Raw genomic sequence first — 14943 nt, 5'->3', positions numbered from 1 at the left:
ATGGCAGAGAGGTCACACCCGTTCCCATACCGAACACGGAAGTTAAGCTCTCTAGCGCCGATGGTAGTTGGGGCCTTGCCCCTGTGAGAGTAGGACGTCGCCAAGCAAAAAAACACGAGTGAATTCACTCGTGTTTTTTTTATTTCCTAAGAAATAGATGAACATTGATTGAATAAAAATAACGAAACATAGTAAGGGATTTTTTCAGTAGATATATTTAAAAATTGATAAATAAAAGGATAATCATCCGAAGCATAGCTTCCTAAAAGCTCATACCACCATTCCGTCTCATAGCGGGAAATCATACTTAAATTATAGAGAAGTAAATAATGGATAAGCAATTCAGGTAAACATGGTTTTGGACTTCTTAAATCACTTATGATTGGCCAATAATAAGTATCTGTATGGTGGCTATAAGATAACGGAGCAACATGTATCGGATTCCATGTTTTAATAGGAGCAGAAAATATTAATTTTGTTTCATCCTCTTTACTATTTACATGGCGCATAGAAAGGTGTTTACAAACCGTTTCAATATAACGAGCAAATCTTTCCTTAGTCATATGTAAATGATCGAGCACTGCAGGGGGAAAGGTAATATATTCTTTCTTGTGTGTATCCAATTTATACAATGTTTTCCCCTTTTGACTAAATTGAAATAAAGATTGTAATTCAGGGATTTTTACAAGTAATTCGAACATATTAAATTTTTCTCCTTCCAGTTGTTCCATGTGAAACAGCTGCTGTGCAAGGTGTGGAAATAGCCCGGTTTTTTGTATTTTTACTTCATCTTCTAAAAATTGATAACTTTGTTTCTTTCGCTTTCTTGTCGTTACTCCATGAGCTAAGACAGTTGTAGATTCAGGATAGTTTGGATCGATAGTTAATAGGCACGCTTTAAAGAGCTGACTCATTCCGTAAAACAACAAAATCGGCTGAATAGAACAAGGAGCTGTTTGAGAAAGGTCATAATAATTTTTCCCATGCTCTAAATAATAAATAAAGGGATAACAATTTTCAAAGCTCCTCTTTTCAGCATTTTCGATAGGTAATTTTTTATAACAACGGGTAAGATAACGTTGTACATTTTGAGCAGAAAAAAAGAAACTAAATTGGTGCCAATTTTGAGATGTACAATTCATATGTTACGCTCCTTTTATTATCTAAAAATTCTAACATATACTCACTTTCTTGACAGTATTTTAACCAATTGTTAAGCTACTAATAATAATTTCTGGTATCATAGGGGGAACAATTATGTGGGAATCTAAATTTGTTAAAGAAGGTTTGACATTTGATGATGTATTACTTGTACCAGCGAAGTCAGATGTATTACCAAGAGAAGTAAGTGTTAAAACGGTTCTATCTGAAAGCTTGCAGTTAAATATTCCTTTAATTAGCGCAGGGATGGATACAGTAACAGAAGCTGATATGGCTATTGCAATGGCACGTCAAGGTGGATTAGGAATTATCCATAAGAATATGTCAATTGAGCAACAAGCTGAGCAAGTTGATAAGGTAAAACGTTCTGAAAGCGGCGTTATTTCAGATCCTTTCTTTTTAACTCCAGAGCATCAAGTGTATGATGCAGAACATCTAATGGGGAAATATCGCATCTCAGGTGTACCAATTGTAAATAATTTAGATGAACAAAAACTAGTTGGTATTATTACAAACCGTGATATGCGTTTTATTCAAGATTACTCTATCAAAATTTCCGACGTGATGACAAAAGAACAACTTATTACAGCTCCGGTCGGTACTACGCTAGAAGAGGCTGAAAAGATCCTACAGAAATATAAAATTGAAAAGCTCCCTCTTGTTGATCAAAACGGTGTGTTAAAAGGCCTTATTACAATTAAAGATATTGAAAAAGTAATTGAGTTTCCAAACTCAGCAAAGGATAAACAAGGTCGTTTATTAGTTGGGGCAGCAGTTGGTGTAACTGCAGATGCAATGCTTCGTATTGACGCATTAGTAAAAGCAAACGTAGACGTAATTGTAATTGATACAGCTCATGGACATTCACAAGGTGTTCTTGAAAAAGTAAAAGAGGTTCGTACAAAATACCCAGAATTAAATATTATTGCAGGGAACGTTGCCACAGCTGAAGCAACGCGAGCATTGATTGAAGCTGGTGCAAATATTATCAAAGTTGGTATTGGACCAGGTTCAATTTGTACAACACGCGTTGTAGCTGGCGTAGGTGTTCCACAATTAACAGCAGTATATGATTGTGCGACTGAAGCGCGTAAACATGGTATCCCAGTTATTGCTGATGGCGGTATTAAATATTCTGGTGATATGGTAAAAGCTTTAGCAGCAGGTGCTCACGTTGTGATGCTTGGTAGCATGTTCGCTGGTGTAGCTGAAAGCCCAGGGGAAACTGAAATTTATCAAGGTCGTCAATTTAAAGTGTACCGTGGTATGGGTTCTGTTGGAGCAATGGAAAAAGGAAGTAAAGATCGTTACTTCCAAGAAGGAAATAAAAAACTTGTTCCAGAGGGTATTGAAGGCCGTGTACCATATAAAGGACCTTTAGCTGATACAGTTCATCAATTAGTTGGTGGATTACGTGCAGGAATGGGATATTGCGGAGCACATGATTTAGAGTTCTTACGTGAAAATGCACAATTTATTCGTATGTCAGGTGCTGGACTACGCGAAAGTCATCCACACCATGTACAAATTACAAAAGAAGCTCCAAATTACTCTCTATAATGTCTTATATATAAATAGACAGAGGTTTGATATCTCTGTCTATTTTTTTTTGATTATGTTAGAATAACGGTTATGTGAGTACAATGAGATATTGGGGGTAACTGAAGTGACAGGTATGTTTTGCAAAAGATTCATTGCAATGGTAACAGTGCTGACATTATTCTTTAGCGCGTTTGTTACATATAGCAGTGCATCAGCGGAAACAGGTTCTGCTTTAAATATTGAAGCAGGCGCAGCAATTTTAGTAGAAGCAGATTCTGGGAAAATTTTGTATCAAAAAAATGCAGATGAATTGTTAGCAATTGCAAGTATGACGAAAATGATGAGTGAATATTTAGTTCATAAAGCAGTGGATACGGGGAAACTGAAATGGGACCAAAAAATAAAAGTTTCTGAATATGCACATAAAATTTCACAAGACCGCTCATTATCGAATGTTCCATTAGAAAATGGTGGTTCTTACACAGTAAAAGAATTGTATGAAGCAATGGCAATTTACTCTGCAAACGGTGCAACAATTGCTTTAGCTGAGGCGGTTGCAGGTAAAGAAGTAGACTTCGTAAAAATGATGAATGATCAAGCGAAAGAGTTTGGATTGAAAAATTATAAATTTGTAAACTCTACAGGTTTAACAAACAAAGATCTAAAAGGACAACATCCTGAAGGAACAACGCCAGATGAGGAAAATAAAATGTCGGCGCGAGAGGTTGCCATTTTAGCACAGCATTTAATTCAAGATTTTCCAAAGGTGTTAGATACGGCAAAAATTCCGAAGAAGGTATTCCAAGAAGGTGGAAAATATCCTGTTAAGATGGATAACTGGAACTGGATGTTAAAAGGCTTAGTTAAGCAATATGAAGGTGTAGATGGTTTGAAAACAGGTTCTACTCCAGAAGCTGGTGATTGTTTTACAGGTACTGCTGAAAGAAACGGCATGCGTTTAATTTCTGTTGTTATTAAAACAAATTCTCATACAGCACGCTTTGATGAAACAAAGAAACTTTTTGATTACGGATTTACCAATTTTGATGTGAAAAAAGTATATCCAAAAGGATCATCAGTAAAAGGACATGAAACAGTACGAGTCGAAAATGCAAAAGATAAAGATGTTGCAGTTGAGACAAAACAAGCGATTACACTTCCAATACCAAAAGGAAGTAAAGATGTTTACAAAACAGAGTTTAAAGATATAGAGAAAGAAAAAGAAGCACCAATTAAAAAAGGAACAACATTAGGACAAATGGTTGTATCACCTAAGGATGCGAGTGATCCTGGATTCTTATCTGGAAAATCGTTGCATGTTAATTTAGTAACAAAATCAGAAGTAGAACAAGCTAACTGGTTTGTACGCTCTATGCGTGGTATAGGATCCTTCTTTAGTGATATATGGAATAGTGCTGTTGATACAGTAAAAGGTTGGTTTTAAAAGCTCCTCATAGTAGGAGCTTTTTTATTTCTGATTTTTCATACAGATTTAATGAAAAAGTAGTGGACAAGCCTCTAATAGTTAGTGGTAGAATGTAAGAGTATTCTAAATTTTCGCCTTTAATGGGGGAAGCAATTCATCTAGGGAGGTTTTTGTACATGACAAATGTAACAGGAACAGAACGTGTCAAACGTGGAATGGCAGAAATGCAAAAAGGCGGCGTTATTATGGATGTAGTGAACGCTGAACAAGCAAAGATTGCAGAAGAAGCAGGTGCAGTTGCCGTTATGGCGTTAGAGCGTGTTCCTGCAGATATTCGTGCAGCAGGTGGCGTTGCACGTATGGCAGATCCAACAATTGTAGAAGAAGTTATGGGGGCTGTATCAATTCCAGTTATGGCAAAATGCCGTATTGGTCATCTGGTGGAGGCTCGTGTATTAGAATCATTAGGGGTGGACTACATTGATGAGAGTGAAGTGTTAACTCCGGCTGATGAAGTATACCATTTAAATAAACGTGATTACACTGTTCCATTTGTATGTGGATGTCGTGATATTGGAGAAGCTGCGCGGCGTATTGCAGAGGGTGCGTCTATGCTTCGTACAAAAGGTGAACCTGGAACGGGAAATATCGTAGAAGCAGTTCGTCATATGCGTCAAGTCAATGCAGAAATCCGTCAAGTTGCGAATCTTCGTGAAGACGAACTTATGACATATGCTAAAAATACTGGTGCTCCTTATGAGGTATTACTTGAAATTAAACGTCTTGGTCGTCTGCCAGTTGTAAACTTTGCAGCAGGTGGTGTAGCAACGCCAGCAGATGCTGCATTAATGATGCAGCTTGGTGCAGATGGTGTGTTCGTAGGTTCTGGTATTTTTAAATCAGAAAACCCTGAAAAGTTTGCACGTGCTATTGTTGAAGCGACAACACATTATGAAGATTATGAGTTAATTGCAAGTCTTTCTAAAGGATTAGGCACTGCAATGAAGGGCGTTGAAATTTCAACACTATTACCAGAACAACGTATGCAAGAACGCGGTTGGTAATTAAAGGGGATTTAAAAATGGTGAAAATCGGTGTGTTAGGTCTTCAAGGAGCAGTTCGAGAGCATGTAAAAGCAGTCGAAGCAAGCGGTGCAGAAGCTGTAGTTGTAAAACAAATAGAACAACTTCAAGAAATTGATGGGCTTATTTTACCAGGTGGTGAAAGTACAACAATGCGTCGTCTCATTGATAAGTATCATTTTATGGAACCACTTCGTAAATTTGCGAGTTCTAGAAAACCGATGTTTGGTACATGTGCAGGTATGATTTTACTTGCAAATAAGCTTATTGGTTATGAAGAAGCGCATATTGGTGCAATGAATATTACAGTAGAACGTAATGCATTTGGTCGTCAAAAGGATAGCTTCGAAGCTACACTTTCGATTAAAGGTGTAGGAGAAGATTTTACAGGTGTATTTATTCGAGCGCCGTATGTCGTTGATATAGCTGATGATGTAGAAGTTCTTTCTATGCACAATGGTCGAATGGTTGCAGTGAGACAAGGGCCATTCTTAGCCGCTTCTTTCCATCCAGAGTTAACAGATGATCATCGTGTTACAGCGTATTTTGTACATATGGTAGAAGAAGCGAAAATAAAGAAAGTTGTATAAGTAACTTGCAACTTGTGTAAGATTATAGTAAATTGATGATAACAATTTTATAAAATTAGCGTGTTGATAGGAAATAGTAACAAATAGTGTTTCTTTACAGAGAGTCGGTGGTTGGTGGAAACCGATAGAAACGGTTTGTGAATCCATCCTGGAGTGAAATGTGGAATATCTTTATGATTAGTAAGCATTTCCGGTGAAGAGCCGTTATTTCTACTTGAGAGGAAAACAGATTTGTTTTCAACTAGGGTGGCAACGCGGGTTAACTCCCGTCCCTTTTATAGGGACGGGAGTTTTTGTATTTTATAAAATAAAAGGAGGAATTTACAGGTGCTTGATATTAAATTTTTACGTGCCAATTTTAAAGAAGTAAAAGAAAAATTACAGCATAGAGGCGAAGACTTAGCTGATTTTGAGCGTTTTGAAGAATTAGATACAAAAAGAAGAGAGTTGCTTGTTCAAACAGAGGAACTAAAAAGTAAACGTAATGAAGTGTCTCAACAAATTTCTATGCTAAAGCGCGAAAAGAAAGATGCAGAAGCATTAATTTTAGAGATGCGTGAAGTAGGAGAAAAAATCAAAGGTCTTGATAATGAGCTTCGTGAAGTAGAAGGGGATTTAGAAGGATTAATGCTTTCTATTCCAAATATCCCACATGAATCTACACCTGTTGGTGAAACAGAAGATGATAACGTGGTAGCGCGTACTTGGGGAGAAGTAAAAGAATTTAACTTTGAGCCAAAACCACATTGGGATCTTGCAACTGATTTAGGTATTGTAGATTTTGAACGCGCAGGTAAAGTAACAGGAAGTCGTTTCGTGTTTTATAAGGGTGCAGGAGCTAGATTAGAACGTGCTTTAATTAGCTTCATGCTTGATCTTCACACAGAAGAACATGGTTATGAAGAGGTTTTACCTCCATACATGGTAAACCGCGCAAGTATGACAGGAACAGGTCAACTTCCGAAGTTTGAAGAAGATGCATTCCTTATCGAAAGTGAGGATTACTTCTTAATCCCTACAGCTGAAGTTCCAGTAACAAATATGCACCGTGATGAAATCTTAAGTGCAGAGCAATTGCCGATTCGTTATGCTGCATTTAGCTCTTGTTTCCGTTCTGAGGCAGGTTCAGCTGGACGTGATACACGCGGTTTAATTCGTCAACATCAATTTAATAAAGTAGAGCTTGTGAAGTTTGTTAAACCAGAAGATTCTTATGAAGAATTAGAAAAATTAACAAATGATGCGGAACGCGTGTTACAATTATTAGAGTTGCCATATCGTGTTATGAGTATGTGTACGGGAGATTTAGGATTTACAGCAGCAAAGAAATATGATATCGAAGTATGGCTTCCTAGCTATGATACGTACCGTGAAATTTCTTCTTGCAGTAATTTCGAAGCATTCCAGGCAAGACGTGCAAATATTCGTTTCCGTCGTGAACCTAATGCGAAACCAGAACCAGTTCATACATTAAATGGCTCAGGTCTTGCGATTGGCCGTACAGTTGCAGCGATTTTAGAAAATTATCAGCAAGAAGATGGTACAATTATAATTCCAGAAGTTCTTCGTCCTTATATGGGAGGAAAAACAGTTATTAAATAAATGAATACTTTCATCGGTATGAGTGATTGGTAATTCCAGTTGTTGTCAGTGATAATAGGAAAGGAAAGGTGATATTTTCCTTTCCTCATAATTTATAATAGTAGGGTTGACTAACTGTTTTTCTTTTGTTATTATATTTGATGTCAATATGGAGGTATACCCAAGTCTGGCTGAAGGGATCGGTCTTGAAAACCGACAGGCGGCGAGAGTCGCGCGGGGGTTCGAATCCCTCTACCTCCTCCAGATATAATTGACAACAGCGCATATAAGTGGAGATTGGAGAACTCGTTACCAACACGTAACGAGTTTTTATTTTAAAACCAATCATAAAGTATGATATAAGGTTAATATTGCCTTATGAAACACTCATATTCCGATGATTATCTTCATAGATATGAAAGGAGTCAACATGGATCTTATTATACAAACATTTCCTTTAGATGGAAAAACTTTATACTATGTACAATGTCCAGTTTGTAAGAACAATAGAATTTTAAATAGTGGTGCGAATGTATCTTGCATTATAAGTGATGAAACATTCCGTAAGCTTTGTGGTTGTACTTGTAATGTGAAAAAAGAAGCACCAAAGAAAGCGACAAAAAAAGTAGCAACTCCAAAGCGTACTGGTAAAGTATTAACAGCAATGATTAATGGGAAAGAAATGACTGTTAAAGAGATTGCAGAAGCATACGATATTAGTACAAGTACGGTTCGTCAGCGTATTAATGCTGGGAAGACAGAGAGTGAAATTATTGCTCCGACAAAAAGGAAAAAGTAAGTTAATAGGAAAACCCGTGCAAATGCACGGGTTTTTTATTTTACAAGTTTACGCGTGTGGTTTAAGAAATGTCCGATTTTCTTAATAATTGGTTCAATAGAATTTTCATCTTGTAGAATATCGTATTCATTAATATTTAAACGTAGGACAGGGCAGGAGTTAAAGTTATTAATCCAGTTTTCGTAACGTTCATGCATTTCCTTCCAATATTCAATTGGCGTTTGTTGTTCCATTGGGCGTCCTCTTTTTTGAATACGATCAACAATGTCATCAAAAGAACCTTCTAAATAAATTAATAGGTCTGGATGTGGAAAATAAGGTGTCATTACCATTGCATCAAACAGGTTTTTGTATGTTTCATAATCTGTTTCTGTCATCGTCCCTTTTTCATAGTGCATCTTCGCGAAAATGCCAGTGTCTTCATAAATAGAACGATCTTGGATAAAGCCTCCGCCATATTCAAAAATTTTCTTTTGTTCTTTAAATCGCTCTGCTAAGAAATAAACTTGTAAATGAAAACTCCAACGTGTAAAGTCATCATAAAATTTGTCCAAGTAAGGATTTGAATCTACCTTTTCAAATGATGTTCGATAGCTTAAAGCATTAGCAAGTGCTGTGGTCATTGTTGATTTTCCTACACCGACAGTTCCAGCGATAGTAATTACTGCATCATTGGGTATATCGTATTTTTGCCTGAAATTCATTGCTATTTCGTCCCCTTTGAGAGTGTATTTTGGAGAGTGGATAAAATTATATGTAAGTCATCATTGTTTTTTATGAAATCCATGTTATCTCCATTAAATTTCAATACAGGAATATCTGGATGATCCTTTTGAAAAGCTTCCATTGCTATTTCGTAATCTTGAGTAAGTTGTAATAAATAATTTGGATCTATATTTTTTTCAAATTCTCTTCCGCGCATTGCAATTCTTTTTTGCAGTGTTTCAAGACTTGCGGTTAAGTATACAATGACATTTGGCACGGGCATATCCTGTGTAAGAATACGATAAATTTGCATGTACTTTTCATATTGAACATCCTTTAATGTACGAGATGCAAAGATTAAATTTTTAAATATATGATAATCTGCTACTACTGGCTTATATTGATTTAAGTATTTCTTGTTAATGTCTTCCAATTGTTTATATCTGTTACATAGGAAGAACATTTCTGTTTGAAAACTCCATTCTTCAATATCCTCATAAAATTTTCCTAAGAAGGGGTTTTCATCAACAATTTCTTTGAGTAAGTGGAGTTGCATGTGAGTTGAAATTTCCTTCGCTAGTGAAGTTTTTCCAACACCAATTGGCCCTTCAACCGTAATAAATGGTACTTCGGTCACGCTGTTTCCTCCTTTCAGTCTATAATTTCCTGCTATATAAAAACACAAAACAGGATTATTGTAGCATAAGAGGGAAGCGAAAGGACTAATTTGTTATAAAAAGTTAGAAAGTCAATGGAGGTTTCGTTAATTTGAATTGAGACGAAGGCATAATATTTGCCTTTAATATTGTTTGCATGATTTTTAAGGCATGTATGTTATCTTGATCAGAATTAGAAGCGATGCAGTCTTCTGGTATGTAGAGGTTGTAATTTCTCATATGAGCATCATTAGCCGTGAAAAGAATGCATATATTTCCAGCTACCCCTGTGATAATGAGGTTTTCAATTTTTAAGTAACCTAACAAAGAGTTTAATGGTGTTTCATAAAATGCGGAGTAATGTGGTTTAATAAAAACATAATCATCTGGCTCAGGAGAAATCATTTGTATAATGTTCTTGCTGTATGAATTTGTGCAATGAGAAATGAGTTGGTTAATATCTGATCTCCACAATTGATAATGATCGTTTATATAAATAATCGGGTAACCTAATGTTTTCATGCTCTGTTTTAAATGTAAGATAGATGTTGCTAGCATCTCGCACTTTTTAGCTAAAATAGGACCGCCCGAGAAATTGAAATCGTTAATCATATCAATAATGAGTAGAGCCGTATTTTTCATTTGTAATCATCCTTCTTTTTTCCTTTAGAATGGATTGAATGTTTAAAAGTTATCCAGTATGTATATGGGAATTGGATTAGACTATATTGTAATAGTGATTAGAGAGGATTGTGTTATGGAACAAGATATGTATTTTATGAAGCTGGCAATAGAAGAAGCGAAGAAAGCGGAGAAGATGGAGGAAGTTCCAATTGGAGCTGTACTTGTATTAGATGGCGAAGTAATTAGCAGCGCTCATAACTTAAGGGAGACAGAACAAAGGTCGATTGCTCATGCGGAGTTGTTGGCTATAGATAAGGCTTGTAAAGCTTTGGGAACATGGCGTTTAGAACATGCAACACTATATGTAACATTGGAGCCATGTCCAATGTGCGCAGGTGGAATTGTTTTATCGCGTGTGAAGCGTGTAGTATATGGTGCAAGTGATCCAAAAGGTGGATGTGCTGGTACTTTAATGAATCTTTTAACAGATGAACGTTTTAATCATCAATGTGAAGTTGTCTCAGGTGTAATGGAGGAAGAGTGCGGAGCGCTATTAACCAGCTTCTTTAGAGAACTTCGTAGAAAAAGAAAAGAACAGAAAAAAACCGATAACAAAATGAGTTTTTAACACATTTGCATTTTATAAAAAAACAAGTTATACTGATAGTGCCTTATTTAAGGCAACCGAATATTGGTTTTAACTTTGCCGTGCTAAGCGGGGAGGTAGCGGTGCCCTGTACTCGCAATCCGCTCTAGCGAGGCCGAATCCCTTCTCGAGGTTATGTTACTGTAAGGCCTGCCTTAAGTAAGTGGTGTTGACGTTTGGGTCCTGCGCAACGGGACCCCGTGAACCTTGTCAGGTCCGGAAGGAAGCAGCAATAAGCGGGTTCTCTCGTGTGCCGTAGGAGTGCCTGAACCGAGCTAACTGCTTGAGTAACGCTTATGGTACGTAATCGACAGAAGGTGCGCGGCAGTTACATATGTATATGGAACCCATCTTTTTTATAAAAGGTGGGTTTTTTGTATAAAAAATAACTTTTGGAATCTATAAACAGAATGGGTTATAATATACAAGATAATAACCTTTGAGGGAGGCCGTATTTTCGTGTCATACCAAGCGTTATACCGAACATGGAGACCGCAAAAGTTTGCAGATGTAGTCGGTCAAAAGCACGTAACAAAAACGTTGCAAAATGCCCTTCTTCAAGAAAAAGCTTCGCATGCTTATTTGTTTTCTGGTCCTAGGGGAACAGGTAAAACAACAATTGCAAAAGTATTTGCTAAGGCGATTAACTGTGAGCATGCCCCAGTAGCTGAACCTTGTAATGAATGTCCTGCATGCTTAGGCATTACACAAGGATCTATTTCGGATGTATTAGAAATTGATGCGGCTTCAAATAACGGTGTAGATGAAATTCGAGATATTAGAGATAAGGTAAAATATGCCCCAAGTGCAGTGAAATATAAAGTATACATTATTGATGAAGTTCACATGCTTTCTATGGGAGCTTTTAATGCACTTTTGAAAACATTAGAAGAACCTCCACAACATGTTATCTTTATTTTAGCGACAACAGAACCTCATAAAATTCCACCGACAATTATTTCAAGGTGTCAACGCTTCGAATTTCGAAAAATATCAGTTCATGATATCGTAGAGAGATTAGAAACTGTTGTAACAAATGAAGGTACAAAGGTAGAAAATGAAGCATTGCAAATTGTCGCGCGTGCTGCTGAAGGTGGAATGCGTGACGCGCTTAGTTTAATTGACCAAGCTATTTCTTATAGTGATGAAATAGTTACGACTGAGGATGTTTTAGCCGTAACGGGTTCTGTTTCCCAACAATATTTAGGTAATCTTGTAGAGTGTATACGTGATAATGATGTATCGAGAGCGTTACGCATTATTGATGATATGATGAGTAAAGGGAAAGATCCTGTTCGTTTTATGGAAGACTTTATTTATTATTACCGTGATATGCTCTTATATCAAACTTCACCAAAATTAGAACATATGCTAGAGCGGGTCATTGTAGACGATCAGTTTCGTATGTTAAGTGAGGCTATGCGGCCTGAAGTGATTTATGAAATCATTCATACGCTTAGCAAGGGGCAACAGGAAATGAAATGGACAAATCATCCACGTATTTTCCTAGAGGTGGTTATGGTTCAACTTTGTCAGCAATTTATGGTGCAAGCAAATGGAACTGACCGCATGCAAGCAATTATAAACAGAATGCAACAGCTAGAAAAAGAGCTAGAAGATGTGAAAAAGAATGGTGTTCCTGCTGGTGTCCAGCAGGAGGTAAGAGAAACTCGTGCAGCACCAAAACCAGTGCGAACAGGAAGTATGAAAATTCCTGTTGGCCGTGTACATGAAGTATTAAAGCAAGCGAAACGTCAAGATTTAGAGCAACTAAAGTCTATATGGGGCGAGTTACTAGGGAGACTGAAATCTTACAACAAAGTAGCATTTGCTGTGTTATTAGAAAATAGTGAACCAGTTGCAGCTTCTGATGATTCATATGTCTTAGCCTTCCAGTATGAGATTCATTGTAAAATGGCGAGTGAGAACCGTGAAGCGATGGATACCGTAGAACAGATTCTGTTTGAGTTGGTCGGTAAACGATTAAATATGATTGCAATTCCGAAAGATCATTGGGGGAAAATCCGTGAAGAATTTTTACAACGTGAAGGCGGAAACTCAGACGAATCGAAGGAACAAAGAGTGGATCCTCTCATAGAAGAGGCTGTAAAATTAGTAGGGCAACAACTGATTGAAATAAAAGAATAAGAATATTTAGGAGGAATTTATTATGATGCGTGGCGGAATGGGAAATATGAATAATATGATGAAACAAATGCAAAAAATGCAAAAACAAATGGCGAAAGCACAAGAGGAACTTGGTGAAAAACAAGTTGAAGGTACAGCTGGCGGCGGTATGGTGACAGTTATTGCAAATGGACATAAACAAATCCTTGATGTAAAAATAAAAGAAGAAGTTGTAGATCCAGAAGATATTGAAATGTTACAAGACCTTGTATTAGCTGCAACAAATGATGCACTAAAAAAAGCAGAAGAACTTTCTAATGCTACAATGGGTCAATTTACAAAAGGATTAAACTTACCAGGCGGAATGTTCTAGTAGGAGGATATTGACATATGCATTATCCAGAACCCATATCAAAGCTTATTGATAGCTTTATGAAACTGCCGGGGATCGGACCAAAGACAGCCGTTCGTTTGGCATTCTTCGTGCTAGACATGAAGGAAGATGATGTATTAGATTTTGCGAAATCACTTGTGAATGCAAAGAGAAATTTAACATATTGTTCTGTTTGTGGTCACATTACGGACCGTGACCCTTGTTATATTTGTGATGACTCTCATCGTGATCAATCGGTTGTTTGTGTTGTACAGGAACCAAAGGATGTCATTGCAATGGAAAAAATGAAAGAATATCAAGGAGTGTATCACGTGTTACGTGGTGCGATTTCTCCAATGGAAGGAATTGGACCTGAGGACATTAATATTCCGCAACTTTTAAAGAGATTACAGGATGAAACAGTACAAGAAGTTATTTTAGCGACAAACCCAAATATTGAAGGAGAAGCTACAGCCATGTACATTTCTCGTCTTTTAAAACCAACTGGTATAAAAGTAACACGTATTGCCCATGGTCTCCCGGTAGGTGGAGATTTAGAGTATGCAGATGAAGTGACTTTATCTAAGGCTCTTGAAGGTCGTAGAGAAGTATAAAAGGAGAACCAGAAATGTTTTTTCAAAAAAAGGGAAAGTTGCGCAAAGAATATGATGATAAATTAATTGTACTGTTAGAAAAAGTGAAGAATGAATGGTTACGTCAAAAACGGATGGTAGAACAAAGTGTCGAGCCATCCCAAGATGTAATTTGTTCTTTAAAAATAGCAGAGGCAAAATATTTTTTCTTATTAAAAGAGGCGAAACGTCGTCCTGTAAAAATGGAACAATGGTAAAAGACTTGTAGAATATAATGAGAACAGTAGAAAAGTTCTTGAAAAAATAAAAGAAGATAGCCGTTTACTATATGGTTATCTTCTTTTTTTGTTTCTAGCTATTGATCATACTTCCGTAACGGAGGTGTTTTCTTTGGTAGGGTGTTGCCCAAAATTGAAAGTTCTTTTTTTATCCCTTGTCCCATACTAATAAAGTGTATGGATTGTATTTGAGGAGGGAGAAAATGAATTCTACACTCGTTATTGTAAGTATTCTTACTTTAGTCTTTATTTTGTTGATTTTTGGTGCTTCATTGAAACCGATACGTTTTATTGGAAAAGTAGTTGCGAGAGTAATCATAGGGGTTGCTTTGTTATTTATTGTGAATGTAATCGGGACGTATTTCGATTTTCATCTCCCAATTAATGTTGGTACAGCTTCTGTTTCTAGCTTGTTAGGAATACCGGGTATCTTTGCTTTAGTTATTATTAAATTGTATATCATGCCAGGATAATTTATTTTGGCATGTAATAAAGTAAAAAAAGTATTGACCTAATGGTTATTAATATGGTAAATTAATAAGCGTCGTCAACGACAAAATAAAAAAAGAAGTTGACGAGCTGAATAAAAGATGTTATATTATAAAAGTCGCTGAAATGCGATGTTGAACTTTGAAAACTAAACGAAACGAACAACGTGAAACGTCAATTTTTATTTATGATGCTAGACAAACTTTATTGGAGAGTTTGATCCTGGCTCAGGATGAACGCTGGCGGCGTGCCTAATACATGCAAGTCGAGC

The 14943-nt window shown here is 36.7% G+C and carries 16 protein-coding genes, 1 tRNA gene, 2 rRNA genes, 1 other RNA gene and 1 other annotated feature; of the genes, 16 read left to right on the top strand and 4 right to left on the bottom strand.

Going from position 1 to position 14943, the window contains the following annotated elements:
* Positions 1-106 (top strand): 5S ribosomal RNA (gene rrf, locus MR058_RS22245); the annotation flags it as partial.
* Between the two features lie 40 nt (positions 107-146).
* Here the strand turns inward: rrf and MR058_RS22240 are convergent.
* A complete protein-coding gene (locus tag MR058_RS22240) occupies positions 147-1142 on the bottom strand; it encodes a YaaC family protein (protein ID WP_242145876.1) in 996 nt (331 codons plus the stop codon).
* Positions 1143-1257: 115 nt separating this feature from the next.
* Here MR058_RS22240 and guaB point away from each other — a divergent pair, with 115 nt between their 5' ends.
* The 7 genes from guaB (at position 1258) to MR058_RS22205 (ending at position 8181) form a co-directional block, all read left to right on the top strand.
* Positions 1258-2721, top strand: a complete 1464-nt coding sequence (gene guaB / locus MR058_RS22235; protein WP_242145875.1) for an IMP dehydrogenase — start codon at positions 1258-1260, stop codon at positions 2719-2721.
* Between the two features lie 106 nt (positions 2722-2827).
* Positions 2828-4147 carry a serine hydrolase gene (locus tag MR058_RS22230; protein ID WP_313949183.1) on the top strand — a complete coding sequence of 440 codons (1320 nt, stop codon included), beginning with the start codon at positions 2828-2830 and terminating at the stop codon, positions 4145-4147.
* A gap of 158 nt (positions 4148-4305) precedes the next feature.
* Positions 4306-5193, top strand: a complete 888-nt coding sequence (gene pdxS, locus MR058_RS22225) for a pyridoxal 5'-phosphate synthase lyase subunit PdxS (RefSeq protein ID WP_026593373.1) — start codon at positions 4306-4308, stop codon at positions 5191-5193.
* Positions 5194-5210: 17 nt separating this feature from the next.
* A complete protein-coding gene (gene pdxT / locus MR058_RS22220) occupies positions 5211-5801 on the top strand; it encodes a pyridoxal 5'-phosphate synthase glutaminase subunit PdxT (protein WP_242145874.1) in 591 nt (196 codons plus the stop codon).
* Positions 5802-5855: 54 nt separating this feature from the next.
* Positions 5856-6078 (top strand) — a binding site (T-box leader).
* Between the two features lie 50 nt (positions 6079-6128).
* Positions 6129-7403 carry a serine--tRNA ligase gene (gene serS / locus MR058_RS22215; RefSeq protein WP_242145873.1) on the top strand — a complete coding sequence of 425 codons (1275 nt, stop codon included), beginning with the start codon at positions 6129-6131 and terminating at the stop codon, positions 7401-7403.
* Between the two features lie 150 nt (positions 7404-7553).
* Positions 7554-7646: transfer RNA gene (locus MR058_RS22210), tRNA-Ser, on the top strand.
* A gap of 166 nt (positions 7647-7812) precedes the next feature.
* Positions 7813-8181, top strand: coding sequence for a sigma factor-like helix-turn-helix DNA-binding protein (locus tag MR058_RS22205; RefSeq protein WP_242145872.1), 369 nt, complete (start codon positions 7813-7815; stop codon positions 8179-8181).
* A 35-nt stretch (positions 8182-8216) separates the two neighbouring features.
* Here the strand turns inward: MR058_RS22205 and MR058_RS22200 are convergent, their stop codons facing one another.
* The 3 genes from MR058_RS22200 to MR058_RS22190 all read right to left on the bottom strand — a co-directional run bounded on the left by MR058_RS22200 (position 8217) and on the right by MR058_RS22190 (position 10184).
* Positions 8217-8885 carry a deoxynucleoside kinase gene (locus tag MR058_RS22200; RefSeq protein WP_242145871.1) on the bottom strand — a complete coding sequence of 223 codons (669 nt, stop codon included), beginning with the start codon at positions 8883-8885 and terminating at the stop codon, positions 8217-8219.
* Positions 8886-8887: 2 nt separating this feature from the next.
* Positions 8888-9523: a deoxynucleoside kinase gene (locus MR058_RS22195; RefSeq protein WP_242145870.1), complete on the bottom strand. Its 636-nt coding sequence runs from the start codon at positions 9521-9523 to the stop codon at positions 8888-8890.
* A 103-nt stretch (positions 9524-9626) separates the two neighbouring features.
* Positions 9627-10184 carry a cysteine hydrolase family protein gene (locus MR058_RS22190; RefSeq protein ID WP_242145869.1) on the bottom strand — a complete coding sequence of 186 codons (558 nt, stop codon included), beginning with the start codon at positions 10182-10184 and terminating at the stop codon, positions 9627-9629.
* Between the two features lie 115 nt (positions 10185-10299).
* Between MR058_RS22190 and tadA the strand changes: the two genes are divergently transcribed.
* The 8 genes from tadA to MR058_RS22150 form a co-directional block, all read left to right on the top strand.
* Complete coding sequence (gene tadA, locus MR058_RS22185; protein ID WP_242145868.1) at positions 10300-10794, top strand: tRNA adenosine(34) deaminase TadA; 495 nt, start codon at positions 10300-10302, stop codon at positions 10792-10794.
* Between the two features lie 78 nt (positions 10795-10872).
* An RNA gene (ffs, locus tag MR058_RS22180) (signal recognition particle sRNA large type) lies at positions 10873-11137 on the top strand.
* Between the two features lie 134 nt (positions 11138-11271).
* Positions 11272-12960: a DNA polymerase III subunit gamma/tau gene (gene dnaX / locus MR058_RS22175; protein WP_242145867.1), complete on the top strand. Its 1689-nt coding sequence runs from the start codon at positions 11272-11274 to the stop codon at positions 12958-12960.
* A 25-nt stretch (positions 12961-12985) separates the two neighbouring features.
* Positions 12986-13312, top strand: a complete 327-nt coding sequence (locus MR058_RS22170) for a YbaB/EbfC family nucleoid-associated protein (protein ID WP_242145877.1) — start codon at positions 12986-12988, stop codon at positions 13310-13312.
* A 17-nt stretch (positions 13313-13329) separates the two neighbouring features.
* Complete coding sequence (gene recR, locus MR058_RS22165; RefSeq protein WP_011983166.1) at positions 13330-13926, top strand: recombination protein RecR; 597 nt, start codon at positions 13330-13332, stop codon at positions 13924-13926.
* Between the two features lie 14 nt (positions 13927-13940).
* Positions 13941-14162, top strand: a complete 222-nt coding sequence (locus tag MR058_RS22160; protein ID WP_000466019.1) for a YaaL family protein — start codon at positions 13941-13943, stop codon at positions 14160-14162.
* A 224-nt stretch (positions 14163-14386) separates the two neighbouring features.
* Entirely contained in the window at positions 14387-14656 is a 270-nt protein-coding gene (locus tag MR058_RS22155) for a pro-sigmaK processing inhibitor BofA family protein (RefSeq protein WP_242145866.1), read from the top strand.
* 220 nt (positions 14657-14876) lie between these two features.
* Positions 14877-14943, top strand: a 16S ribosomal RNA gene (locus tag MR058_RS22150); the annotation flags it as partial.

It is taken from the genome of Bacillus cereus group sp. BfR-BA-01430 (assembly GCF_022663115.1).
In the GTDB taxonomy this organism is placed as follows: domain Bacteria; phylum Bacillota; class Bacilli; order Bacillales; family Bacillaceae_G; genus Bacillus_A; species Bacillus_A cereus_BD.
The sequence above is the reverse complement of the archived record's forward strand: the minus strand, read 5'-3'. Positions and strand labels throughout refer to the sequence as shown.